We start from the raw sequence: 24,362 nt of genomic DNA, 5'->3' as shown, positions 1-24,362 counted from the left end.
GGCCGCCTGGCCCGGTCGGGCCGTCACCCCTGGGTCGTCAGGAGGTAGTCGTCGGCCTCGGGGCTCCAGCGCAGGTCCAGTACGCCGGCGGTGGCGGCGGCCTTGCAGAACTGCAGGAAGCTGCGGTAGCCGAGCTTCTTCTCGCTGAAGTCGGGGCGGGCCCGGCGTACCTGGTTCTTCAACCCGGACAACGCCACCGGGTTGCCGCCGCTACCGAGCTCCGCCACGACGCCGCGGAGCAGACCGAACGCCACCTCCCGGTCGCCGTGCTCGGGCAGTGAGACCTCGGGGTCACCCTTCGCCGGCCCCTCGGCCAGCTCGATCACGTTGCGCTCGGCGAGGTGGCGCAGCAGTTCGCCGAAGGTGCGGAAGCCGTAGTCGGACTCGCTGAAGGTGGGGTCCTTGCGCAACAGGGTCCGCTTGAGCCGGGAGGCGGTGACCTCGCCGTTGGCGCTGCCCTGCAACCCGGCGACCGACTGGGCGACGAGCACCGCGAGGGCGTCCACATCCCGATCGGGCTCCGCCTCCTGTGTACGACGCTCCTGCTCCTGCTCCGGCTCGGGTGGGCGCTGCTCGGCGCCGGCCTGCCGGGTGGCGGGACGAGCGCGCCGACCACGGGCCGGCGGGATGTCCACGCCCTCCAAGCGGTCGTAGTACAGGAACTCGTCGCACGCCGGGGGAAGCAGCCCCGAGGTGGACCCCTCGACCCCGACGCCGATGACCCGCTTGTTCAGCTCGCGCAGCTTGTGCACCAGCGGGGTGAAGTCGCTGTCACCACTGCAGATCACGAAGGTGGAGATGTAGTCGCGTTCGAACGCCAACTCGATCGCGTCGACGGCCATCTTGATGTCCGCGGCGTTCTTACGGGACGCGCCCATCCGCTGCGGGATCTCGATCAGCTCGACGTGGGAGCGGGTGAGCATCCTGCGGTCCTCGTCGAAGTAGGACCAGTCGGCGTACGCCCGTCGGACGACCACCCGACCTCGTTCGGCCAGCGCGTCGGCGATGGGCCGGAAGTCGAAGGCCGCGCCGCCGCGATGGTCGCGCGCGCCCAGCGCGAGGTTCTCGTAGTCGAGGAAGAGGGCAATCCGGTCTTCTTGATCCACGCGGATCAGCCTACGCCGGGCGTGAGCTGGTGGGGGGCAGGTGACGCGCGGCACCTCAACTCGTCGACCGTCCATTTCTTGCGGCCTGATAGTCGTTTATTTTCGTTGTTCGATAGTTGTCTTGCAGCGCCCTGTCTGGTGCTGCATCATGGCGATCAATGTCGGGCGTCGGGGGGACGCCAGGCGGACCTCCACCACCACCCACCCAGGAGGGTCACCGATGTTTCGCAGCCTCACGCCGGCGCGGGGACGCCCCGGCCGGCCCAGCGGCACCACCGTCGCGCTCGCGGCCGGTCTCGCCGTGCTGGTCGCCGGACCCACCGCGGCCGTCGCCAGTCCACCCGCGTCCGCCGGCGCGCAGCCGGTGGTCACCCGGGCCGCCCTCGATCCGGCGCTGGTCGCCGGACGCGGCGCGGACGTCGACTTCCTCGAGCAGGAAGCAGAGAACGCCCGCACCAACGGCGAGATCATCGGGCCCGACCGGACCGCCTACACGCTGCCCGCGGAGGCTTCCGGCCGCCGGGCGGTCCGGCTCACCCCCGGGGAGTACGTGGAATTCGTCCTGCCCAGCGCGGCGAACGGGATCACCGTGCGGTACAGCATCCCGGACGCGCCGCAGGGTGGCGGGATCACCGCGCCGCTGCGGGTCGCCGTCAACGGCAAGCACCTGCGCACCATGACGCTCACATCGCAGTACTCGTGGCTCTACAACCAGTACCCGTTCACCAACGACCCGCAGGCCGGGCTGCTGCACCCGGACTGGTGGATCACCGAGTGCCAGTGCGTGCCGTCGGCCACCACGCCGTACCCGAGCATCACCAAGCCGTTCCGGCCCACCCACTTCTACGACGAGCAGCGGCTGCTGCTCGGGCGTACCTACCGGGCCGGCGACAAGGTCCGGCTCACCGCGCCGCCCGGCAGCGCCGCCGCCTGGACGGTCATCGACCTGCTCGACTCCGAGTTGGTGGCACCGCCGCACGTCCGACTGCTCGCGGCGAACGTGCTCGCCTTCGGCGCCGACCCCACGGGCCGGCGGGACTCCGCCGACGCGCTGGACCGGGCCATCGCCTTCGCCCGGCGCGCCCACCTCAAGGTCTACATCCCGCCGGGCACCTACCAGGTCAACCGGCACATCATCGTCGACGACGTGACCATCGAGGGCACCGGCAACTGGTACACCACGATCAAGGGCCGCGAGGTCGCCCTGCCCACCCCCGCGCCGGACGGCTCCGTGCACACCGGGGTCGGGTTCTACGGGCGGGACGCCGCCGACGGCGGCAGCCGCAACGTGCACCTCTCCGGCTTCGCGATCGAGGGCGACGTGCGGGAACGCATCGACACCGACCAGGTCAACGCGATCGGTGGGGCGATGAGCGACTCCACGATCGACGGGCTCTACCTGCACCACACCAAGGCAGGTCTGTGGTTCGACGGCCCGATGCGCAACGTCCGCGTCACCAACAACATCATCGTCGACCAGATCGCCGACGCGCTCAACTTCCACACCGGCGTGACCGACTCCCTCGTGTCGCACAACTTCGTCCGCAACACCGGCGACGACGGCCTGGCGATGTGGTCGGAGAAGACGGCCAACGCACGGAACACGTTCGACCACAACACCGTGCAGTCACCGACGCTGGCCAACGGCATCGCCATCTACGGCGGCACCGACACCACCGTCTCGCACAACCTGGTCGCCGACCCGGTACGCGAGGGCAGCGGCCTGCACGCCGGGGCCCGTTTCGGCGCGGAGCCGTTCACCGGGCACCTGCGCTTCACGAACAACACCACGGCCCGCGCCGGCACGTACGAGCTGAACTGGAACATCGGGCTGGGCGCGATCTGGGTCTTCGCCCTGGATCGCAGCATCGAGGCGCCCATCGAGGTGACCGGCGACGCGTACCTGGACAACACGTACAACGCGATCATGCTGGTCAGCGACTGGCCGGTGAAGGACCTCTACTCGATCAACGACGCGCGGTTCCGGGACGTCCGGGTCGACGGCACCGGCACCTCGGTGCTCAGCGCCCGCGCTGCCGGGTCCGCCTCGTTCGCCAACGTGGACGCCCGCAACGTGGGCGCGGTCGGCGTCAACAACTGCGGATCGTTCCACTTCACCCCGGCCGGTTCGGAGTTCACGCTGACCGACCTCGGCGGCAACGACGGCGGGTGGCTCGCGCCGTGGCTGCTGCCCAACACCATCACCTGCGACGACCGGCCGCCCGTGTCGCCGCCCCCGCCTCCGGCACAGTGGTGACAGCGGTGGGCGGCCCGTTCGATCGGGCCGCCCACCGCACACGGATCAGCGCGTCCTGGCGTACGCCAGCGGAACGGTCGTCGGCTGACCGTCCCAACTGCCGCTCAGCGTGCCCCCGGTCGACCCGTCGGCCCCGGCCCCCGGCCGGCGCACGACGACCAGCTCGACGGTGTCGGTGGCGATGAGCGTGCGGTCCTCGTCGACCACCCGTCGCACCGCGCCGACGGCCGGCACCTGGGCGGCGGCGCCGTCGACGACGACCGTCACCGTCGGCTCACGCACCTCGCGCCGGCCGTCGACCTCGAAGTACTGCTCCGCCTGACCGCTGCCGGTGAGGATCGCGTGGGCGAGCGCGGCCGCGTAGACCGGGTCGACGCAGCCGTCGTACACCCAGCGCCGGCCGAGCACCGAATGCTCGGTGGTGCCGACCAGCCAGCCGTCCGCACCATCGAGGGGCGCGGCGCGGTAGGTGAGCGGAACATGGTGGACCGGCCCGTCGGCGGCGCCGACCAGCATCGTCTCGATGCCGACCTCGCCGTCCGGGTCGTCGAAGCGGTAGGCGCCCCGGCTGACCAGCTCGACACCGCTCGGTCCGGCGAACCACTGTCGGGTGGGCAGCCAGGCCGTCAGCAGGTCCAGTTTCATGGGGTGCAGGGTCGCCCTGTGCAGCAGTGCCATGACGGCAGCCTAGTCAGAGGCCCGCGCACTGTTGCCCGCCGATCGTGCAGCTCTCCGGCTCCCGGGCGTTCGGCCGGCTGTCGCGGACGTCGAAGCTGATCGTCTGGGATCCCCCGGCCGCCACGGCGGCTCCGGTGAAGGTGACCACCCGTCGGTCCTGTCGCCAGTTCGCGCCGTCGACGTCGTCGACAGTGGTGCCCTCGGCGAGGGTGACCACCACTGCCCAGTCCGCCACCGGTGCGCCGCCAGGGTTGCCGACCACGATCTCTCCGGTGTAGCCGAACAGTCGGTCGGATTCGGTCTCGTAGCGGGCCGTGACGGGCGCCGGTGGCGGAGGTGGCGCCGCCGACGTGGGCGTCAGCGAGGGCTTCGCCGACGGGGTCCGGCTCGGCCGGGTGGTCGCCGATGCGGTGGCCCGGGAGGTGCGCGCCGAGGGAGTCGCCGTGGAGACGATCGTCGCCCTGCCGGCCGTCGCGGTCGGCGACGCGGACGCGGTCGCGGTCGGTGCGGGCGCGGCGACCGGCTTCGAATCGGGCGGCAACGTCACCCATGCCACCGTCCCCGCCAGCAGCACGGCCCCGGCGACCACGGCGACCAGCGTGCGACGCCGACGGGGGTTGCGGCCGGCCCTGCCGCGTACGCCGATCAGCGGCAGTTCCGCGGTCATCCCACCGTCGGCCCGGCGCAGGTCGACCTGCTGGAAGGCGAGCCAGTCGAGAATGGCCGGCAGTCGTACCGTCAGCGCCTGCCGGAGCTGTTGCTCGCGCGGCTTCTGCTGCTCGACCGACCACCCGCCGTGCGTGGTGACCTCCCGCACCTCCAGCCGGCAGCCCTGAGTTGTGGTCGTGACGTCGCAGGTCACCTCGCTGAGCCGACCGGCCTCGTCGCAGGCCAGCACGAGCAGGTCCGGCTCCTGCCGCTCGGTGACCTCGACCTCGACGTCGGCCTGGAAGCCGGGCAGGCCGGCGGTGCGCAGCAGTATCCGGTCCGGTACGCCCTCGACCATCTCGGCCTCGGCGAACCACCGGCCGAGCAACTCCCGATCGGTCAGGGCGCGCCAGACCCGCTCAGCCGGGTGGGACAGCTCGACCTGCGCACCGATCTCGATCACGGCGAGACTCTAACGGGTTGCCCGCCCGGCCTGTCCCGCCCGCCCGAGCTGGTTGCCGACGTCCTGGTCAGCCCCAGCGGCTGGACCGCTCGACCACTGTGGCCAGCGCGGCACGGGCGTCCGCGCTCACCTCGGCCACCACCTGCGCCGCCGGCACGTCCCGGGCCAGCGGGTGCGCCTGCCCAGCCCACAGGTTGGCCACCGATGTGTCCGCGTCGCGCCGGGCGGCGGCGAGCAGGGGCCGCGTCAGGTGCAGCACCTGGGGGTAACCACGCGGTGCCACCGCGTCGTGCTCCCGCAGGAAGTCGTTGGCCACGCCACGGGCCCGCTTACCGGTGTACGCCCGGGTCAACGAGGTCGGTGCGGCACCGGCCACCGCCGCCCGGTGCATCGGCGAACTGCCCGCCTCTGGACAGCGCAGAAAGGCCGTGCCGAGTTGCGCGGCGGCAGCGCCGGCGGCCAGCACGGCGGCCACCGAGGGGCCGTCGACGAGGCCACCCGCGGCGACCAGCGGCCGGTCGCAGCGGGCGGTGGTCAGCCGGAGCAGCGGCAGCAACCCGTAGTCGTCGTCGTCCGGCAGACCGCCGCGATGCCCGCCGGCCTCGGTGCCCTGCACCACCACCGCGTTCACACCGAGGTCGGCGGCGGCGGTCGCGGCGTCCGGGCGGGTGACGGTGGCCCACACCTCGGTGCCCCGCTCGCGCAGGGCGGTGACCGCCGCCCGGTCGGGCAGCCCGAACACGAAGGACACGACCGGGACCGGGTCCGCGAGCAGCGCGGCCAGCTTCTCCGGGTACGCGTCGTCGCCGCCCACCGGCTCGCCCAGGCTCACGCCGCGTCGCGCGGCCTGCGGGGCGAGCCGTTCGGCGTACGCCCGGATGGCGGCCTCGTCGACGCCGCCGGGGTCGGGCAGGAAGAGGTTCACACCGAACGGCCGATCGGTACGCGAGCGGACCTCGGCGACGTCGGCGAGCAGCCGGCCGGTGTCGATCATCCCGGCGGCGAGGAAGCCCAGCCCACCCGCGGCGGACACGGCGGCCACCAGCGCGGGCGTGGACGGGCCACCCGCCATCGGGGCGGCGATGATCGGGTGGCGCAACATGGACAGGACGGACATCCCCCCATCCTGCCGCAGGCCCGGCCCGCTCAGCGGCGCGCGGTGTGTCTCCACCACAGCACGCCGCCGAACCCGAGCAGGATCAGCAGGGTCCCCGCGCCGAGGGCCAGCGGCCAGGCCCGCCCACCCCCTGCGCCGGCCTCTCCGGCGGCCGGCCGGACCGCCGTGGGGGGCGACACCGGGTCGACGGACTCCGTGGAGGGCGCGGCGGTGACAGTGGTGGCCGTCGCCGGGTAGCGCAGGATCGTCGAGCGGGTGCCGGCTGGCTGACCAGCGGACTCGGAGACGGTCAGCAACGACCGGCCGTCGCGACTGTAGGTGATCGACTCGCCCTGGGGCTCGTCCGGCAACGGGGTGATCCGCGGGGTGCCGGTGGTCAACGCGCGGACGACGTCGCCGTCGGGGACGTCGTACTCGAAGGCGTCGGCGTAGCTGCGCAGCACCACCCGCCGTCCGTCCGGCGCGTTCGCCGCGCCGGTGATCACGCCGCGCCCCAGGAACGAGAACGGGTTGCTGGTCGTGGTCGAGGGCACTGTCACCTGGCCGAGCGCGGTCAGCGGCGTCGTCGCGTCCGGCCGCAGCGCGGTGGCCGGCGCGTAGAGGAAGACAGTGCCACTGCCGCCCTTGGTGACGATCAGCGGCCGATCGGACGCGTCGAGCAGCAGCGCCTCGGCGTCGTGCGGACGGTCCGGGTAGGTCATCCGGTGCAGCACCGGCCGCTTCGCCCCCGGTGCCAGCCGCCACACGCCGACCGTCGGCCGGGAGCGGTCGTTGTCACCGATGTCGGCGACCCAGACTGTGCCGTCCCGGCCGACGGCCAGGTCCTCGGTGTCGCGGGGCCGGGACGGGAAGGAGACGGTGCGCACCACGGTGCAGCGCTGGTCGAGGTAGAAGATCCGGCGGCGGGCCTCGTCGTCGGCCCCGTCGTTGATCACCACGTACCCGTCGTCGGTGGCCACCATCCCGGAGATCTCGCGCAGCCGGTCGTCGCGCACCTGGCAGACCGGCGTCGCCGCCTCCGCGCCCGCCGTGGCAGCGCCCGGCACCAGCACCACGGCCGGCGGCAGCACGCCCGCGAGCAACGCGGTCACCACCGCCCCCGCACGAGCACGCCGCCCCCGGGTCAACCGTCCACGTACCCGCATCGCCCACCCTCCTCGTCGCGGCCGTGACCGGCCACCCGCCTATCCTGGCCGATCCCGGCCACGGTCGGCGGTGATCGGGGGGACGCGCCGGGACCCCTGGTCGATGTACTGTCGCTCCGCCTGATCTTCACGCCGGAGGGTGGACATGTCCGTGAGCGGCACCGCGCCGGCCACCCGGTTCGCGCGGCGGCTGCTGCGCCGCCTCGGCCGCCCGGTCAGCGGCCCCGCCGTCGCCTGGGTGCCGCTCGCCGCTGTCGTCTGCGGCCTCTTCACCGGTGCCCTGGCCAGCCGGGCCGCCTGGGAGACCTCCCGACCGCAACCCGACCGGGCCGAGGCCGCCGCCATCCTCACCGAGGTCTTTCCCGGCCACGACCTCGGCGAGATCGACACCCCGCCGGCGCTCTTCGTCGTCTACGGGCACGCGCTGCGCCTGTCGACGGTCAAGACCCTGGTGCTCGGTGACGGTGGCGAGTACCAGGAGAGCGCCACCGGCGCCGGTGCCCTCGGCGCGCCACCGGTCCCCGCCGAGCAGATCGTCACGGTGGCCCGGGAGCGCCTGACCGGTGCCGGCTGGCGGGTGTACGACCCACAGGTGTCCGACCGCGTGAGCTGCGCGGACAAGATGTGCGCCACCCCGCAGGCGGTCACCGACACCGCGCTGACCGCCCGCCGTGACGACACCATCCTGAACGCCTCGATCTCCTCGCAGACAGCCGTCGACGCCAGCTACCTCTCGGTTGAGCTGCACCGCGCGCCGCCACCCCTGGTGGTCCCCGCCGGAGTGCTCGGCACGGTGCTGGGCGCGGTGGCCGGTTGGCTGGTCTTCGGCTGGGTCAGCCGACGCACCGAGGGACGCCGCAGCCGCGGCACTGTGAACGGTCTGATCGGTGTGGCCACGGTGCTGTGGTGGCTGCCGCTGCCGCTGACCGTCCCGTCCCTGCTGTACCACCACCTCGGCGAGCCGCACCCGGCCTGGCACCCGTACTGGGAGTGGCTGGGCCAGCCGACCGCGTCGCTGCTCTTTCTGGTCGGCGCGGTGTGCGTGCTGCTGGCGCTGGGGCTGGCCGCCGGTACCCGCCGGCGAACGACGCCCGAGGCGAGTGCCGACTGACCGCCGAGGGTTACCTGCTGACCGGCGCCACCAACCACGTCACGATGGTGGGGGCCCGAGTGGCCGGGCCGCTGGCGCTGACCGGTACCGCATCGGCGCCCATCCTCGCTGCCGGCGAGGTCGGCGCGTTGGCCTGCTCGGGCGGCCCGGCCCCGGTCGACCTGGCAGCACCCACCAGGGTGCGGAATCCGACAGCTGCTCACTGCCGGCGCGCATGACGCCGTACCCCTCTCAAGATCCGCGCACCTACCGCGATGGCGCTGCTTCCGCCGCCGCGGAGGCACCATCCCGGAAACTGCCGAGATCTCGACCGGCGTGCCGGCCTGACTGGGGCGCTGGCGGGTAGGCAGCGGCCCGGCGGCATGTCGACACCCGCCGGGTGGGAGGCTCCGATGAGCACGTACCGGGATGATCAGGGTGAAACGTTCCCTCCTCCGGAGGCGGATGCCCAGGAACAACGGCGAAGCGCCGTCGACTACGGGCCACCGGACCGGGTGTCCGGTGACGTCGACCCCGAAGCGTCCGAGGCGGACCTGGCCGAGCAGGGCGCCCTTCCGGCGGGCACGCTGGAGGAGGTGACGTCCCTGCCTGCCGACGCCAACCCGGCGGATGCCCTCGAACAGCTCCAGGAGATTCCCGCCCGCGACGAGGGCCGTCGGACGTGACGCGTGAGGTCAGGTTTCGATCCCCTGGCGCTCAGCGGGTCCGGATCCCGTTCAGTACGACATCGAGGTAGTGGCGACCGGCTGCGGCTTGCTGCTGTTGCGAATCGGCATGCATCCTGGCCGAGAAGGCGACCCCACACATCAGTGGCGTCATGTCGGCGAGCGTGATGCCGGGCGCCAGCAAGCCTGCCGCCCTGACCCGTACGAACAGTTTGTCGAACAACGAGGACAGCTCGTCGAGCAGGTGCGCTGTGCCCGGCAGGGTGGCCGTGGGCGTGGACAGCACCGAGGACAGGGCGACATCGAGTAGTTGCGCGTCCACGACCCCGACCAGAAAATCACGGAAGGCGGTCCACGGGTCGTCCTGCCGCACGGCCCGTTCGGCGGCCCGGATCAGCGCCTCAAGCCCGTCCACCGACACCGCCTCGATCAGCGCCTGAGGCGTCGGGAAGTGCCGGTACACCGTGGCGACGCCAACGCCGGCAGCGCGTGCCACCTCGTTCAGCTGAATCGGGGTGCCGTCCGCGACCAACGTCCGGCCGATCTCGATGATTCGCTGGCGGTTGCGTACTGCGTCCTTACGGGGCGGCGAAGCGGTCACTCCTCCAGCATAAGCGGATAACAGCTCCATTTGCCCAGCCTGTGTCCGTAGCCCCCGAGCGGGCAGCTCTGGACGGCGAAACGGATGGCTCATCCGCTTCGTGCTACAGTTGGCAAACGGATGATCCATCCGTTTCACCGTCGGCTCGGCTCTGGAGAGAACATGCAGATCCTCATTACCGGCGGCACCGGCTACCTGGGCTCGGTGCTCGTCGAACACGTCGTCGCCGCGGGCCACGAAGTAGTAGCGCTGACCCGGTCCCCGCAATCAGCAGCCAAGATGACGAAGGCGGGCGGGACTCCTCTGCTCGGCGACCTGACCGACACCGCGCTCCTTGAGAAGGCTGCGGCGGAAGCCGATGCGGTGGTGCACACCGCTGTCGACTATTTCGGCGGCGAGGACGCGATCAGGGCAGAGGCCGCTGCCGTGGAGGCGCTGACCCGTGGGGCGGGCGCGGCGGGAACCGGCAAGCCGTTCCTCTACACCAGCACGAACCTGGTCTACGGGCTCGACCCCACCCATCCCCGCGACGAGGACGCCGAACTGCCGGAGCCGGGCCTGCAGCCATTCAAGCTCGTCGGCGAGCGGCTGGTGCGCGAGGCGGCGGGCCTGAACAGCATCATCATCCGCGCGGGTCTGGTCTATGGTCGCGGGGGTTCCCTGCTGCTGACCAGTCTGATCGGCGCCGCGACCCAGTCGGGCGCGGCCACCTACATCGACGCCGGCGACAACGAGTGGACCCCGGTGCACGTGGACGACCTCGCCCGCCTGTATCTGGCGGCGCTGGAGCGCCCGGTGGCGGGCACCTACAACGCGGCCGGACCGCGACAGTTCACCTTCCGCGAGCTTGCCGAGGCGATCGCGGACCTGACCGGAACCACCGCGACCTCGATCACCGCCGAACAGGCCGAGAGCGCCATGGGGCCGATGGCCGCGTTGCTCGGATCCTCGGCGCGCATCACCTCGGACAAGGCGCGCGACACGTTCGGCTGGAGCACCAGCGGTCCCGCCCTGCCGGACGACGTACGCTCCGGCTCCTACCGGGTCGTGAACCCGTGAGCCCCAGCCTGACCAGCCGAGCCGTTGTCGGTCTGCTGCGCGTGGCGGGAGTGAAGGAGCGACAGTTCAAGCCCGACCGGTTCCTCGCCGAAGTGACCAACCCGACCCCGCCGCGTCTGCCGGGGGTCACGGTTCGGCGGGAGGAGTTCGAAGGCTGGACCGTCTATCGGCTGACGCCCTCCAATCCGATACCGCGCTACGCCGTCTACATCCACGGCGGCGCCTGGGCCGCCCCCATCACCAGGCAGCACTGGAGGCTGGCCGCCCGGATCGCCGTCGAATCCGGCCGCGAAGTCGTCCTGCCCCTGTACCCGCGCCTGCCCACCGCCACCCACGCCGACGTCCTTCCGGTCATGCGGCGCCTGTCCCAGCACGTCCAGAAGCAGGGACCGACCGCCCTGATCGGTGATTCAGCGGGCGGGAACATCGCCTTGTCCGTGCTCCAGGCCCTGACCGCACAAGACCGGCGGCCGGATGTCACCGTTCTGATCTCACCCGCCCTCGACCTGACCTTCACCAATCCGAAGATCGCCGACATCGCACCTCACGACCCGCTGCTGAATCTCGAGCACATCCGAGTTCTCGCGGCCCGCTGGGCAGTCCCAGCCGATCCTTCGCACCCGCAGATCAGTCCACTGAACGGTCACCTGGAAGATCTGGGACTCGTCCACGTGTACGCCGGCACACGCGACGTCCTCTTCCCCGATGCCGTCCTGCTCCGAGACCGGGCCGAGAAGGTGACCGGGACCGATCTCCACCTGCACATCGGCGAGGGAATGATCCATGACTGGCCGATCATGCCGACCCCTGAGGGCCGCCGGACGGTCGGAGACGTCATCACCCTTCTGCGAGGCACAGGCGACCACCTGGCCTGAGCGTCGCGTTCGACCGGTGGGCTGGGTCCAGTCGGTTGATCGATCTGGTTGACGGGGTTGTGCACCCGTGATCGGCCTACTCACCCGGCGACGACCTGCCAGAGCAGGAAGGCGTTCAGCGCGACCACCAGCACGGCCACCAGGGACGCGGCGGCGGTGGTCAACGGGTGGTTGACCAGGTTGCCCATCAGGTCGCGTCGGCGGGTGAAGGCGACCACCGGGATCAGCGCGAACGGGATGCCGAAGCTGAGGATGACCTGTGACAACACGAGCGCCCGGGTGGGGTCGAGGCCGATGGCGAGCACGGCCAGCGCGGGCAGCAGGGTGACCAGCCGACGCAGCAGCAGCGGAACCCGCCGCCGCAGGAAGCCCTGCATGATCACTTCTCCGGCGTAGGTGCCGACGCTCGTCGAGGCGAGCCCCGAGACCAACAGGGCGACGGCGAAGCCGAACGCGGCGGCGGTCCCGATGGTCTGACCGAGCCCGGCGTGCACCCCCTCCAGGCTGTCCGCACCTCCCGGGCCGCCACCACGGAAGCTGGCCGCGGCGATCAGCAGCATGGCGAGGTTGACCACGCCGGCGGCGCTCAGGGCGAGCAGCACGTCGGTGCGCTGGCCGCGGAACAGGATCCGACGCTCGCTGTCGTCGGCGGCGGGGATGCGATCGCGGGTGAGCGCGGAGTGCACGTAGATGACGTGCGGCATGACTGTCGCGCCGAGGATGCCGGCGGCCAACAGCACGCTGTCAGTGCCCTGTAGGCGCGGCACCATGCCGGCCATGGCCGAGCCGGGATCGGAGCCGGAGGCGAGCAGGTTGGCGGCGAAGGCCAGCACGATCACGCCGAGCAGGACGGCGATGGCGACCTCGAAGGCGCGGTACCCGCGCGAGCGCAACGCCAGCACGGCGAAGGCTGCAGTGCCGATGATGATGCCGCCGGGCAGCAGGGGGATGCCGAAGAGCAGGTACAGGGCGACCGCGCCACCGATCACCTCGGCCAGGTCGGTGGCCATGGCCACCAACTCGGCCTGCACCCACATCACCCGGTTCACCGGTCGGGGCAGGTGTTCCCGGCACAGCTCGGGCAGGCTGCGCCCGGTGGCCAGACCGAGCTTCGCGGTGAGCGTCTGCACCAGCATCGCCATCAGGTTCGCCACCACCACGACCCAGACCAGCAGGTAGCCGTAGCGGGCCCCGGCGGCGGAGTTGGTGGCGAAGTTGCCGGGGTCGACGTACGCGACGGCGGCGACGAACGCCGGCCCGAGCAGGATCAACCGCCCGCGTACGCGGCCCCGGGCGCGAGCGGCCTGTAGTGGAGTCGCCCTCGACGTCGTCAGTTCGTTGGTGACCATCGAACACCTCCCGTCCACGCGGTTCGCTGCCGGTCCCTTCCCCGGGGGCTGACCCTTGGGTGCCAACCGGTGGCCTGCCGGTGCCACCTGGGTCGGCCCGCCCGGCAGGGCTCGATGCGCCCCCGGCACCCAACGCGGCGCGCCGGGCGAGACGCGCCGCGCCCGAACAGAACGCGCCCCTTCGGGCTTGACAGCCGGTGGGCCACCGATGAAGCTGTCTATTAGTCCTACTGTCGTAGGACAACAGGAAGGATCATCGGGAGTGATCGAGTTCGTACTGGACAGCCGGTCGAAGGTGAACACCTACATGCAGCTCGTGCAGCAGGTGAAACAGGCGCTACGGGTTGGCCTGCTGACGCCGGGCGACCAGTTGCCGAAGGTCCGGGACGTCGCGCAATCCCTGGCGATCAACCCGAACACGGTGCTGAAGGCGTACCGGGAGTTGGAGATCGAGGGTCTGGTCGGCGGCCGACCCGGGGTGGGCACGTTCGTCCAGCGCACGTTGGCCGGCGCGTCCCTGCCCAACCAGGCCGAGCTGCGCGACGACCTGGTCGCGTGGCTGCACCGGGCGCAGGCGGCCGGGCTCACCGCGGAGGACGTCATCGCCCTGGTGGAGACGACGCTGCGCGCCACCCTCGCCGACGACGCCCAACAGAAGGAGCCTGCGTGAGCGAGCAGGGCGAACGAAGCATCAGGCACCGCAAGCTATCGCGATCGCGAAGCGGTGGCGTGAACGGAACGAGAGGACACGGAATGGACATGGTCTTGGAAGCAGACCGGCTCGGCAAACGGTACGGCAGCACCTGGGCGTTGCGGGACTGCTCGCTGCAACTGCCGGCCGGTCGGATCGCCGCGTTGGTCGGGCCGAACGGCGCGGGCAAGAGCACGCTGCTGCACGTGGCCGTCGGGCTGCTCAAGCCCGACGCCGGTGCGGTCCGGGTGTTCGGCCGGTCCCCGTACGGCGACACCGAGGGCCTGGCCGACATCGGCTTCGTCGCCCAGGACACCCCGCTGTACCGGGACTTCACGGCGGCCGAGTTGGTCGTGGCCGGCGGCAAGCTGAACAAGCGGTGGGACGCGGCGTTGGCCCGCCAGCGGCTGGCACAGCTCGGCATCCCGCCGGACAAGCCGGTCGGCAAGCTCTCCGGCGGTCAACGGGCCCAGGTCGCGCTGGCCCTGGCGCTGGCGAAGCAGCCGCGGCTGCTGCTGCTCGACGAGCCGGTCGCCAGTCTCGACCCGCTGGCGCGACGGGAGTTCCTCCAGTCGCTGATGGGCAGCGTCGCGGAGTCGGGCACCACCGTCCTGCTCTCCTCGCACCTGCTGGCCGACCTGGAGCGGGTCTGTGACTACCTGATCGTGCTGAACGCCTCCCAGGTGCAGCTCACCGGCGCGGTCGACGACCTGGTCGCCGAGCACCGGCAGCTCGTCGGGCCACGACACGACGGCGGCGTCATCGGGGGCGTCGCCGCAGTGGTGCGGGCCAGTCACACCGACCGGCAGTCCACTCTGCTGGTCCGCGTCGACGGGCCGGTCACCGATCCGGCCTGGACGGTCCGCGACGTCAGCCTGGAGGACGTCGTGCTGGCCTACCTGGCCGACGGCACCACGAAGACCAGTCACAGCGAGTGGGGGGTGGCAGCATGATCTGGTTGACCTGGCGGCAACACCGCAAGCAGGCGTTCTACACGCTGCTGGCGCTCGCCGCGCTCGCCGCCCTGCTGGTGCCGATCGGCATCGCGATGCGGCACACCTTCGCCGACCTCGGGCTGACCGACTGTGCCAGCCAACTCGCCCGCGCCGACGTGACGCAGGCGACCCGGGAGACCTGCGACGCGGGGTTCCACCGCTTCAGCAACAAGTACGGCAGCCTGAACCTGGTGGCCGTACTGCTGATCACCCTGCCGGCGCTTGTCGGCCTGTTCTGGGGTGCCCCGCTCGTCGCCCGCGAGGTGGAGCAGGGCACGCACCGGTTCGTCTGGACCCAGGGCGTCGGCCGGACCCGCTGGGCCGTGGTGAAGTTCGGGCTGGTGGGCGCGGCGGTCGTGCTCCTCGCGGCGGTCTACGGGCTGGGCATGTCGTGGTGGGTCGACCCGCTCACCCAGGCCGCGTTCGAGGGTCGGTTCGGCGTGATCGTCTTCGACCTGCAGGGCGTCGCGCCGATCGGCTACACCCTCTTCGCCGTCGCGCTCGGCGTCTTCGTCGGCACCGTCTGGAAGCGGATGCTGCCCGCCATGGGCATCACCCTCGCCGGGTACATCGGGATACGGGCGGCTGTGGCGATCCTGGCCCGACCGCACTACCAGCCGGCCCGCACCCAGACCTTCCCCATCGAGGGGGAAGGGCCGCCGGAGATCAGCCGGGGGGACTGGGTCCTCGCCCAGGGCATCCGTAACCCCGACGGGGAGTTGGTCTCGGACGGCCGGATCCAGTGCCCAACGGGCGGGAAAGGGCCGGACGGTCGGGTCTGCGGGGCCGAGTTGGGCCTCGAACCGGGCGCGTACAACTGGCAGCTCTACCAACCGGCGGACCGGTTCTGGCTGTTCCAGGGCATCGAGACCGGCATCTTCGTCGCTCTGGCCTTCCTGCTGCTCTACCTCGCCATTCGCCGGGTGCGCCGGATCGCCTAGCTCGACGGCGGGTGATCGCCGGGGCCACGGGGCTCGGCGATCACCCGTCAGCGCACGCCCTCGACGGTTAGCGACAGCCAGGACGCCAGGTCGCGCACCTCCTCGTGCACGGCCCGGGTCACCTCCGGGGTGAACGGCACGTCCTCGTGGATGGCGTGCACGGTGAACATGCCGCGCCGACGCTCGGCAGTGGCGTCCACCTTTCCGACCAGCCGGTCGCCGTGCAGGATCGGCAGCGCGAAGTAACCCCACCGTCGACTCGCCCTGGGCTTGTACATCTCCAGCACGTACTCGTACTCGAAGAGGTCAGCGAGGCGGACCCGGTCGTGCACCAGCCGGTCGAACGGTGACAACAACGCCGTACGCCCGGTGAAGGGTTGCCCGAGCGCGGCCGGATCCACCCGCCACTCCCCCACGACGCCCTCGATCACCGCCGGCTCCCCCGCGTCACCGACCTCGGCGGGCTCTCCGGGAACGATGACCGCCTTCCGCCGGGCGATGCCCAAAGCCCGCAGCCGCCGCTCGTTGCGAAGCCGGCGCGCCTGCTCCAGCTCGATGACGGGCACCCCGGACGGATAGACCCGCTCCGCGACGTCCCAGAGCCGCTGCCGCCCCTGGCGGCCCGCGATCGCGACCTCGCCGCGCAGGACCAGAAACTCCAGCATCTGGGTGACGTTGCGGTTGTTCGTCCAACCGGAGGACGGCCAGGGCACGACGCAGGTGTCCGGGATGTCACGGGAGAGCAGTGGGCCACGGCGGCCGAGCAGGTCGAGCACGTCGCGTCGGAACGAGTCGTTGGCGCGCAGCCACTCGCGGTGGCGCTCATGACCGGGCGAGGCCACCATCTCGGCGAGGAAGAGCCCCAGGTCGTCCATCGGCCGCACCATCGCGTGGTGCTCGAAGAGCGTCCGGTCCCGTTCGAGGGCCTCGCGCATGTGCGCTGGCTGGTACGACGAGCCGAGCCGGCTCCAGCAGACGAGATCGGCGCTGGGCGCGACGGCGGCGGTCGGGTCGATCTGCACCAGCGTCAACTGGTGGACCACGGTCAGCAGGTCGGTCGGACGCGGAGTGGCCAGCAGTTGGGCCCGGATGGCGATCCGCCGCGCCTGGGCCCGATCGAGTCGGTGCACATCCACGCCGGTGAGCCTAACGACGGCCACCGACACCGATCGGGCCCGGAGAGAGTCGAACCCCGCGTCCGTTCGGGCTCAGCCGGCCAGCCGTCGGTACCGGGCCACCGAGAGCGGCAGGAAGACCGCGACCAGCACGAGCGGCCAGAGCACCGCCAGCACCGGGTAGTGCTGGGCCGCCCAGGAGTCGCCGCCCCAACCGGGGTTGCCGAACAGCTCACGGGTGGCACCGACGGTCGCCGACAGCGGGTTCCACGCGGCCACCGCACCGAGCCAGGCGGGCATTGTGGACGGTGCGACGAACGCGTTGGAGAGGAAGCCGAGCGGAAACTCCAGGGTCTGCACGGCCACCACGGCCGCCTGCCCGCGGGTGACCAACCCGAGGAAGATGCCGACCCAGATCAGGGCGAAGCGCAGCAGCAGGATCAACCCCACCGCCGCCAGCGTGGCACCGACCCCATTGTGTGGCCGCCACCCGATCGCGAGACCGGTCAGCAGCAGGACCCCGAGGGTGACCAGCGCGAACAGCATGTCGGCCACCGCCCGGGCCGCCAGCGGCGCCAGCGGTGAGAGGGGCATCGATCGGAGCCGGTCGGTCAGCCCGCGCTCCAGGTCCTCGGCAACGGCGATCGTGGTGAGACTGATGCCGAAGACCATGGTCATCACGAACATTCCCGGCATCAGGAACTCTCGGTAGCTCCCACCGCCGCGCACCTGCGACGCGCCACCGAACAGGTAGGCGAACATCAGCACGATCAGGATGTTGAAGCCGAGCGAGGCGACCAGCGGGCCGGGATCGCGTCGCCACCGGGCCAGGGCGCGCCAGATCAACGTGCCGCTGTCGGCCACGATGGTGGGCCGGCCGGGCGTCAGATCCACCGGCCGGGCCGGCATGCTCACCGCGCTCATGCCGCCACCTCCGCGGTCGCCGCCCGGTGGCCGGTGAGGTGCAGGAACACGTCGTCCAGGGTTGGGCGGCGCAGCGCGACGTCCGCCACCGGGACGTTCACGGCGTCGAGTGCCCGCAACACGTCGACGAGCGCACCGGCCTGGTGGCCGACCCGGACGCTCACCATCCGTCGGTCCACGTCGACAGTCGGTTCGTCGTCGGCCGCCCGGCGTATCTGGGCGACGGCGGCGGGAAGGTCGGTCGGTGCCGCGACGACCACCTCGATGCGATCGCCGCCGAGCCGGGTCTTGAGGTCGTCCGGAGTTCCCTCGGCGATCACCCGGCCAGCCTCGACCACCGAGATCCGGTCGGCGAGCTGGTCGGCCTCGTCCAGTTGCTGGGTGGTCAGCAGCACTGTGGTGCCGGTACGCACCAACTCCCGAACCGACTCCCACACCTCGTTGCGGCCACGCGGGTCCAGCCCGGTGGTGGGCTCGTCGAGGAAGAGGACCGCGGGAGCCAGGATCATGCCGGCCGCCAGGTCGAGCCGTCGGCGCATGCCGCCGGAGTACGTGCTCACCGGCTGCTCGGCGGCGTCGGCGAGACCGAAGCGTTCCAGCAGCTCGACCGCCCTTTGACGGGCCCGGCGGCGGCCCAGGTGAAACAGCCGGCCGAAGAGCACCAGATTCTGCCGGCCGCTCAGCGCCTCGTCGAGCGCGGGATGCTGTCCTACCAGCCCGATGCGGTAGCGCACCTGATCGGCCTGGTTGGTCACGTCGAATCCGGCCACCTCGGCACGACCCTCGTCGAGTCGAAGCAGGGTGGTGAGGATCCGTACCGAGGTGGTCTTGCCAGCCCCGTTCGGGCCGAGCAGGCCGCACACGGTTCCCCGCGGCACCCGCAGGTCGAACCCGTCCAGCGCGTACCGGTCCCGATACCGCTTGCGCAACCCGTGCGCCACGATCGCGTCGGCTCCTGTCATCAGAGCGCTCCCCTCCTGAAACCGTGTCCCCGTTACCGTACAACGTACGATAGCGCGTACGGAAACGCCCGTGGGGGCGCGTCGCGGCAGACGTTGGATCGCACGCCGGTGGACAGTCGCGGCTACTCGGGGTCGGCGGTCCCGACCTGGCCTGCGACGCCGACGTTCAACGGGTCGGCCAGGAGTTTGTCGAACGCCAACTCGGCGGCGCCGATCAGAACGGCGTCGCGGCCGAGCGCCGCCGCGCGCAACCGCAGGTGCTCGCGGGAGGCGGGCAGCGGCATGGTGTCGAGCCGGTCCCGGACCACGTCCGCACCGGCGGTGAAGATGTCGCGCAGCGAGCCACCGAACACCACGGCGTCCGGGTTGACCACGTTGACCAGGTTCGCCACGCCGAAGCCGAGCCAGTCCGCCACCTGCTCGACCGCCGCGCGGGCGGTCGGGTCGCCGGCCGCCGCGGCGCGCAGGACCTCGGCCACCGCCGCGCGGTCGCTCGGATCACGGCCGGCGTGCCGCAACAGCGCGGCTTCGGAGATCTCGGTTTCCCAGCAGCCGCGTGAACCGCAGCCGCACGGCAGGCCGTTGGGGTTGACGACCATGTGGCCGACCTTGCCGCTGTGGCCCCGGTGACCGATCACCAGTCGGCCGCCGACGATGATGCCGGCGCTGATGCCCAGGTCTCCGTGCAGGTAGATGACGTCGTCGATGCCGACCGCGACGCCCCTGGCGTGCTCGGCCAGGCCGGCGATGTCCGCCAGGTCGCCGGCGACGAAACCAGGCCCGGTGCTGAACTCCGCCTCCAGCGCGACGCCGAGCGTCGCGTCGATGCTGGCGATCCGGAGCCTGCCGTCCGGGTCGCGAGTGGTGTCGGTGACCGCCGCGGCACCGCCGACCAGCAGGCCGTCGCCGGCCACGGAGCGTTCCATGTCACGGACCAGGTCGCCGAGGGGTCCGACGGCGTCGATCGCCGACATGCCGCTGGGGCGAGGGATCTCCCGCAGATCGAGGATCTGCCCGCCCAGGCCGACCCGGGCGGCACGCAGCCGGTCCGCGTCGATGCTCAACGCGTGTGCGTAGACCCGGTCGGAGCGAGGGCTGACCACGAGTGAGGGTCGGCCGGCGCGGCGGGTGGTGGCCGGCGCATCCTCGGTGACCAGGCCGCTGGTGACCAGGTCGGCCGCGAGGGCGCCGATGGTGCTTCGGTTGAGGCCGAGCCGGCTGGTCAGCTCGGCGCGGGACGTCGGTCCGTGCAGGTGGACGTAGCGCAGCACAGCGCCGAGGTTCTGCCGCCGGATCTCCTCCTGGCTGGCGCCGGGGAGCGCCGGCAGCGGGGTTTCCGCGTTGCGGCCGACGCCGGCTGGCCTGGCCCGTACTGGTGTCGCCACGGTCAGACCTCCTTCCGGGTCGAGGCCGGTTGGTGCGGGGGTGCAGGGACGACGATGGGTCCCGGTAGAGGAGACCCGGGACCCATCGGCGTTGCTACCTACCGTGCGGTGATTACTTGGTGAGCGGCGCGAGCTTCGGGTCGTTGGCGTACGCCTCAGCCGCGTTCGCCTTGGTGACGGCGACCGGCGGGAGCAGGTACGTGTCGACGACCTTGCTGCCGTTGTTGTAGGACTTGGTGTCGTTCACCTGCGGCTTGTCGCCGGCCTGGAGAGCCTTGACCATGTTGATGGTCTCCTTCACCAGGTTGCGGGTGTCCTTGTTGATCGTCATGTACTGCTCGCCCTTGACGATCGACTTGACCGACTCGACCTCGGAGTCCTGGCCGGTGACGACCGGGGTCGGCTTGCCAGCACCCTTGACCGAGGTCAGGATGGCGCGGGCCAGCGTGTCGTTCGGGGAGAGGACGCCGTCCAGCTCCTTGTTGCCGTAGGTCGAGGTCAGCAGCTGGTCCATGCGGGCCTGCGCACCCTCGGCCTTCCAGCCCTGGATGGCGGTCTGCTTGACGTCCTTCTGACCCGAGGCGACGACGACGTTGCCCTTGTCGATCTCCGGCTTGAGCACGTCCATCGCGCCGTTGAAGAAGACACCGGCGTTGTTGTCGTCCGGCGAGCCGGAGAACAGCTCGATGTTGTACGGGCCGTTCGGCTTCTTGGCCTTCATGCCGTCCAGCAGGGCCTGGCCCTGGAGCTGGCCGACCTTGAAGTTGTCGAAGGCGACGTAGTAGTCGAGGTCCGGGGTGTTCGTGATGAGCCGGTCGTAGGCGATGACCTTCACACCGGCCGTGTGGGCCGCCGCGACCTGGGTCGACAGCTGCGCGGCGTCGGTCGCGCCGATGACGATGACCTTGGCGCCCTTGGTGACCATGGCGGTGATCTGAGCCTGCTGGTCGGCGACGGTGGTCGACGCGCCGGCGTACTGCACGTCACCCTGGAAGCCGGCCTCCTTGAGACCGTTGCTGAACAGGTCACCGGCGAGGACCCAGTTCTCCGAGGTCTTGGCCGGCAGGGCCACGCCGATCAGCGAGTTCGCCGGGAAGCCCTTGGCGGCCTCGCCGCCGGAGCCGCTGTCGCCGTCGCGGCCGGAACCGCAGCCGGCGAGGGCCAGCATCGCGGCGGCGCTGATGGCCACCACCGAAGTGCCGAAGAATTTACGCATGGTGAGGACTTGCCTTTCTGGATGGTGAGGCGGGTAGAGAGGTCGGTGGCCGTCAGCCGGACACCGCTGCCTTGGCGGGCTCGCGCTCCGCGTCCGGCGGTGAGGCGGGTGGGGCGGAGTCCTCGCGGCGGAACGGCCGCATCAGGCTCCCGATGATGGAGAAGCGCCCCTGGCTCTTGTTGTAGACGTCGATCGCGACAGCCAGCAGCAGGACCAGACCCTTGATGATCTGGACGCGGTCGGTGCCGACACCCATGAGCTGGAGGCCGTTGTTGAGCACGGCCATGACGAGACCACCGACGATGGAGCCGCTGATGGTGCCGATACCGCCGGCGACGGCCGCGCCACCGATGAAGACGGCGGCGATGGCGTCCAGTTCCCAGCCGTTGCCGTCCTGCGGTCCGGAGGCCGCCGAACGGGCCACGAAGATCATGCCGGCCAGGGCAGCCAGGACGGACATGTTCATCATGACGAAGAAGTTGACCCGCTTGAGCTTCACACCGGACAGCTCGGCCGCCCGGGAGTTGCCGCCCACCGCGTAGATGTGCCGGCCACCGGCCGTGTTGCGGGTGTAGAAGGAGTACGCGATGACCAGGACCAGCAGGATGATGCCGGAGATCGGGAAGCTGGTGCCGACGCGACCGCTGGCGAAGCGCAGCGCCGCGAAGGCGATCACGCCGACCATGATGGCCATCCGCAGGATGGAGATCCACATGGGTGCCGGGTCGGCGTCCATCGCCCGTCGGGTCTTGCGGGCCTGGATCTCGCGCCACACCACCGCCAACGCCGCGGCCAGGCCGAGGAGCAGCGTGGCGTTGTTGTAGCCGGTGTTCGGGCCGAACTCGGGCAGGAAGCCGGAGCCGATCTCCCGGAAGCCCTCCGGCACCGGGACGGTGCTGGCGTTACCGATGAACTGGTTGCCGCCCCGGAAGAGCAGCATGCCCGCCAGGGTGACGATGAACGCCGGCACGCCGATGTAGGCCACCCAGAAGCCCTGCCAGGCGCCGATCGCCGCGCCGATGGCGAGGCCGAACACGATGGCAGCGGGCCAGGGAAGGTCCCACTCGGTCATCGACTTGGCGACCAGGATGCCGGCGAAGGCCGCGACTGAGCCGACCGAGAGGTCGATGTGCCCGGCCACGATCACCATGAGCATGCCGATGGCCAGAATCAGAATGTACGAGTTCTGCTGGAACAGCGCGATCAGGTTGTCCGACCGCAGGGTGAGGCCGTCCGTCAGGATCTGGAACAGGACGACGATCGCCACCAGGGTGAAGATCATTCCGAACTGGCGAGCGTTGGAGGTGGTGCCTCCGAACAGGTTCTTCTGAAGGTCCTTCAATCGGCTCATCGTGTGGCCATCTTCTTCGTCGAGGTCATCTGCTTCATGAGGGTTTCCGGGGTGGCGTCGGCCCGGGCGATCTCGCCCGTGATGGCGCCTTCGAACACGGTGTAGATGCGGTCGCACAGCCCGATCAGCTCAGGCAGCTCCGAGGAGATGACGATGACGCCCTTCCCCTGGTCGGCGAGCCGCTGGATGATGCCGTAGATCTCGTACTTGGCACCCACGTCGATGCCGCGCGTCGGCTCGTCGAGGATCAGCAGGTCCGGGTCGGTGAACATCCACTTGGCCAGGACGACCTTCTGCTGGTTGCCGCCGGAGAGCTTGGAGACGCTCTCGTCGACCGTCGGGGCCTTGGTCCGCAACTCCTTGCGGTACGACTCCGCAGCCTGGTATTCCTCGACCTCGTTCAGGACGCCGCGATGCGTGATCTTGGACAGCTTGGCGGCCACCGTCGACGTCTTGATGTCGTCGAGCAGGTTGAGGCCGATCGCCTTGCGGTCCTCGCTGACGTAGGCGAGGCCGTTGTCGATGGCATCCGCCACCGACTTCAGCACGATCTCCTTGCCGTCCTTGATGATCGTGCCCGACTCGAACACCCCGTAGGAGCGGCCGAAGACACTCATCGCGAGTTCCGTGCGGCCCGCGCCCATGAGACCGGCGAAGCCGACGATCTCGCCGCGGCGCACCACGAAGCTCTCGTTCTTGCAGACCTGCCGCTCGGCGGAGATCGGGTGCCGGACGTTCCAGTCGCGGACCTCGAAGAAGACGTCGCCGATCTTCGGGGTGTGGTCCGGGAACCGGCTGCTCAGCTCGCGGCCGACCATGCCCCGCACGATCCGGTCCTCGTCGACCCCGTCCGCCTTGACGTCGAGGGTCTCCACGGTCCGGCCGTCGCGCAGGATGGTGATCTGGTCGGCGATCGCCTCGATCTCGTTCAGCTTGTGCGAGATCATGATCGAGGTGATGCCGCGGGAGCGGAACCCGCGCAGCAGGTCCAGCAGGTGCTTGGAGTCGGCCTCGTTGAGCGCCGCAGTGGGCTCGTCGAGGATGAGCAGCTTCACGTCCTTGGCGAACGCCTTGGCGATCTCGACGAGCTGCTGCTTGCCGACCCCGATGTCCTTGATCAGGGTGTCCGGGTCCTCTTCCAGACCGACCCGGGCCATCAGGTCCAGCGCCATCCGGTTCGCGGCCTTCCAGTCGATCGCGCCCCGCTTGCGCGGTTCGTTGCCGAGGAAGATGTTCTCGGCGATCGACATCCCTGGAATGAGCGCGAGCTCCTGGTGGATGATCACGATGCCGGCGTTCTCACTGGCCCGGATGTCGGAGAACTTGCTCTCCGACCCCTGGTAGATGATCTTGCCGTCGTAGGTGCCGTGTGGGTACACCCCGCTGAGGACCTTCATCAGGGTGGACTTGCCCGCACCGTTCTCGCCGCAGATGGCATGGATCTCGCCGGCGCGAACCACCAGGTTGACGTCGGAGAGGGCCTTGACTCCGGGGAACTCCTTGGTGATGGAGCGCATCTCAAGGAGGGTCGGCACGTTGCTCATTGCTCGTACCACCTCGCCAACGTCATCGGTTGCCTCCGGAAGGTTGAACCTTCACTTGGTTTTGTTGTTGACGGCAACGTATTGCGGCCGGAGGGCCATCCGCAAGGCGAGGGGCTGTTGAAAAAGTAACAATCCGGCAATATAGACGTAGCAGAGTATTCGCC

Annotated in this window: 22 protein-coding genes; 8 read left to right on the top strand and 14 right to left on the bottom strand. The window is 70.7% G+C overall.

The window, feature by feature from the left end; translation table 11 throughout:
- Positions 1-23 precede the first annotated feature (23 nt).
- Positions 24-1,106 (bottom strand): NYN domain-containing protein, encoded by a 1,083-nt coding sequence (locus tag ACIBEF_RS11000; RefSeq protein ID WP_396793096.1) that lies wholly within the window; start codon positions 1,104-1,106, stop codon positions 24-26.
- Positions 1,107-1,326: 220 nt separating this feature from the next.
- On the opposite strand from ACIBEF_RS11000, the gene ACIBEF_RS10995 reads away from it, so the two are divergent.
- Positions 1,327-3,363: a glycosyl hydrolase family 28-related protein gene (locus ACIBEF_RS10995; RefSeq protein ID WP_396793094.1), complete on the top strand. Its 2,037-nt coding sequence runs from the start codon at positions 1,327-1,329 to the stop codon at positions 3,361-3,363.
- Positions 3,364-3,408: 45 nt separating this feature from the next.
- Here the strand turns inward: ACIBEF_RS10995 and ACIBEF_RS10990 are convergent, their stop codons facing one another.
- From ACIBEF_RS10990 to ACIBEF_RS10975, 4 genes are all read right to left on the bottom strand, one after another.
- Positions 3,409-4,041: a hypothetical protein gene (locus ACIBEF_RS10990; protein ID WP_396793092.1), complete on the bottom strand. Its 633-nt coding sequence runs from the start codon at positions 4,039-4,041 to the stop codon at positions 3,409-3,411.
- A gap of 13 nt (positions 4,042-4,054) precedes the next feature.
- The gene (locus ACIBEF_RS10985) at positions 4,055-5,152 is read right to left on the bottom strand and encodes an SRPBCC domain-containing protein (RefSeq protein ID WP_396793090.1); all 1,098 of its coding nucleotides are present in this window, start codon (positions 5,150-5,152) and stop codon (positions 4,055-4,057) included.
- Positions 5,153-5,219: 67 nt separating this feature from the next.
- A complete protein-coding gene (locus ACIBEF_RS10980; RefSeq protein ID WP_396793088.1) occupies positions 5,220-6,269 on the bottom strand; it encodes an NAD(P)H-dependent flavin oxidoreductase in 1,050 nt (349 codons plus the stop codon).
- A 29-nt stretch (positions 6,270-6,298) separates the two neighbouring features.
- Positions 6,299-7,414 (bottom strand): hypothetical protein, encoded by a 1,116-nt coding sequence (locus ACIBEF_RS10975; RefSeq protein ID WP_396793086.1) that lies wholly within the window; start codon positions 7,412-7,414, stop codon positions 6,299-6,301.
- Positions 7,415-7,565: 151 nt separating this feature from the next.
- Between ACIBEF_RS10975 and ACIBEF_RS10970 the strand changes: the two genes are divergently transcribed.
- Positions 7,566-8,525 (top strand): hypothetical protein, encoded by a 960-nt coding sequence (locus tag ACIBEF_RS10970; RefSeq protein WP_396793084.1) that lies wholly within the window; start codon positions 7,566-7,568, stop codon positions 8,523-8,525.
- Positions 8,526-8,917: 392 nt separating this feature from the next.
- A complete protein-coding gene (locus ACIBEF_RS10965) occupies positions 8,918-9,190 on the top strand; it encodes a hypothetical protein (RefSeq protein ID WP_396793082.1) in 273 nt (90 codons plus the stop codon).
- A 31-nt stretch (positions 9,191-9,221) separates the two neighbouring features.
- Here ACIBEF_RS10965 and ACIBEF_RS10960 read toward each other — a convergent pair whose 3' ends face one another.
- Positions 9,222-9,791, bottom strand: coding sequence for a TetR/AcrR family transcriptional regulator (locus ACIBEF_RS10960; protein WP_396793080.1), 570 nt, complete (start codon positions 9,789-9,791; stop codon positions 9,222-9,224).
- 162 nt (positions 9,792-9,953) lie between these two features.
- Between ACIBEF_RS10960 and ACIBEF_RS10955 the strand changes: the two genes are divergently transcribed.
- Together ACIBEF_RS10955 and ACIBEF_RS10950 are read left to right on the top strand one after the other, a co-directional pair.
- On the top strand, positions 9,954-10,850 hold the full coding sequence (locus ACIBEF_RS10955) for an NAD-dependent epimerase/dehydratase family protein (protein WP_396793078.1): 897 nt from the start codon (positions 9,954-9,956) through the stop codon (positions 10,848-10,850).
- Complete coding sequence (locus ACIBEF_RS10950) at positions 10,847-11,725, top strand: alpha/beta hydrolase fold domain-containing protein (RefSeq protein ID WP_396793076.1); 879 nt, start codon at positions 10,847-10,849, stop codon at positions 11,723-11,725. Before ACIBEF_RS10955 ends, ACIBEF_RS10950 begins: the two co-directional genes overlap by 4 nt.
- A gap of 80 nt (positions 11,726-11,805) precedes the next feature.
- Here ACIBEF_RS10950 and ACIBEF_RS10945 read toward each other — a convergent pair whose 3' ends face one another.
- The gene (locus tag ACIBEF_RS10945) at positions 11,806-13,074 is read right to left on the bottom strand and encodes an Nramp family divalent metal transporter (RefSeq protein WP_396793074.1); all 1,269 of its coding nucleotides are present in this window, start codon (positions 13,072-13,074) and stop codon (positions 11,806-11,808) included.
- 262 nt (positions 13,075-13,336) lie between these two features.
- Here ACIBEF_RS10945 and ACIBEF_RS10940 point away from each other — a divergent pair, with 262 nt between their 5' ends.
- The 3 genes from ACIBEF_RS10940 (at position 13,337) to ACIBEF_RS10930 (ending at position 15,701) form a co-directional block, all read left to right on the top strand.
- Positions 13,337-13,744 carry a GntR family transcriptional regulator gene (locus ACIBEF_RS10940; RefSeq protein ID WP_396793072.1) on the top strand — a complete coding sequence of 136 codons (408 nt, stop codon included), beginning with the start codon at positions 13,337-13,339 and terminating at the stop codon, positions 13,742-13,744.
- 83 nt (positions 13,745-13,827) lie between these two features.
- Positions 13,828-14,718 carry an ABC transporter ATP-binding protein gene (locus tag ACIBEF_RS10935; RefSeq protein WP_396793070.1) on the top strand — a complete coding sequence of 297 codons (891 nt, stop codon included), beginning with the start codon at positions 13,828-13,830 and terminating at the stop codon, positions 14,716-14,718.
- A complete protein-coding gene (locus ACIBEF_RS10930; RefSeq protein ID WP_396793068.1) occupies positions 14,715-15,701 on the top strand; it encodes an ABC transporter permease in 987 nt (328 codons plus the stop codon). Before ACIBEF_RS10935 ends, ACIBEF_RS10930 begins: the two co-directional genes overlap by 4 nt.
- A gap of 47 nt (positions 15,702-15,748) precedes the next feature.
- On the opposite strand, the gene ACIBEF_RS10925 is transcribed toward ACIBEF_RS10930, so the two are convergent.
- The 7 genes from ACIBEF_RS10925 to mmsA form a co-directional block, all read right to left on the bottom strand.
- Positions 15,749-16,837 (bottom strand): DNA glycosylase AlkZ-like family protein, encoded by a 1,089-nt coding sequence (locus ACIBEF_RS10925; protein ID WP_396793066.1) that lies wholly within the window; start codon positions 16,835-16,837, stop codon positions 15,749-15,751.
- 72 nt (positions 16,838-16,909) lie between these two features.
- Complete coding sequence (locus ACIBEF_RS10920; RefSeq protein WP_396793064.1) at positions 16,910-17,740, bottom strand: ABC transporter permease; 831 nt, start codon at positions 17,738-17,740, stop codon at positions 16,910-16,912.
- A complete protein-coding gene (locus tag ACIBEF_RS10915) occupies positions 17,737-18,702 on the bottom strand; it encodes an ATP-binding cassette domain-containing protein (RefSeq protein ID WP_396793062.1) in 966 nt (321 codons plus the stop codon). The genes ACIBEF_RS10920 and ACIBEF_RS10915 overlap by 4 nt, the downstream gene beginning before the upstream one ends.
- A gap of 122 nt (positions 18,703-18,824) precedes the next feature.
- Positions 18,825-20,087: an ROK family protein gene (locus tag ACIBEF_RS10910; protein WP_396793060.1), complete on the bottom strand. Its 1,263-nt coding sequence runs from the start codon at positions 20,085-20,087 to the stop codon at positions 18,825-18,827.
- Between the two features lie 112 nt (positions 20,088-20,199).
- Entirely contained in the window at positions 20,200-21,303 is a 1,104-nt protein-coding gene (locus tag ACIBEF_RS10905; protein WP_091401241.1) for a sugar-binding protein, read from the bottom strand.
- 52 nt (positions 21,304-21,355) lie between these two features.
- A complete protein-coding gene (mmsB, locus tag ACIBEF_RS10900) occupies positions 21,356-22,654 on the bottom strand; it encodes a multiple monosaccharide ABC transporter permease (RefSeq protein ID WP_357207871.1) in 1,299 nt (432 codons plus the stop codon).
- Positions 22,651-24,198: a multiple monosaccharide ABC transporter ATP-binding protein gene (gene mmsA / locus ACIBEF_RS10895; RefSeq protein ID WP_396793058.1), complete on the bottom strand. Its 1,548-nt coding sequence runs from the start codon at positions 24,196-24,198 to the stop codon at positions 22,651-22,653. Before mmsA ends, mmsB begins: the two co-directional genes overlap by 4 nt.
- Positions 24,199-24,362: the final 164 nt, after the last annotated feature.

It is taken from the genome of Micromonospora sp. NPDC050795, from assembly GCF_044456785.1.
GTDB lineage: Bacteria > Actinomycetota > Actinomycetes > Mycobacteriales > Micromonosporaceae > Micromonospora.
The sequence above is the reverse complement of the archived record's forward strand: the minus strand, read 5'-3'. Positions and strand labels throughout refer to the sequence as shown.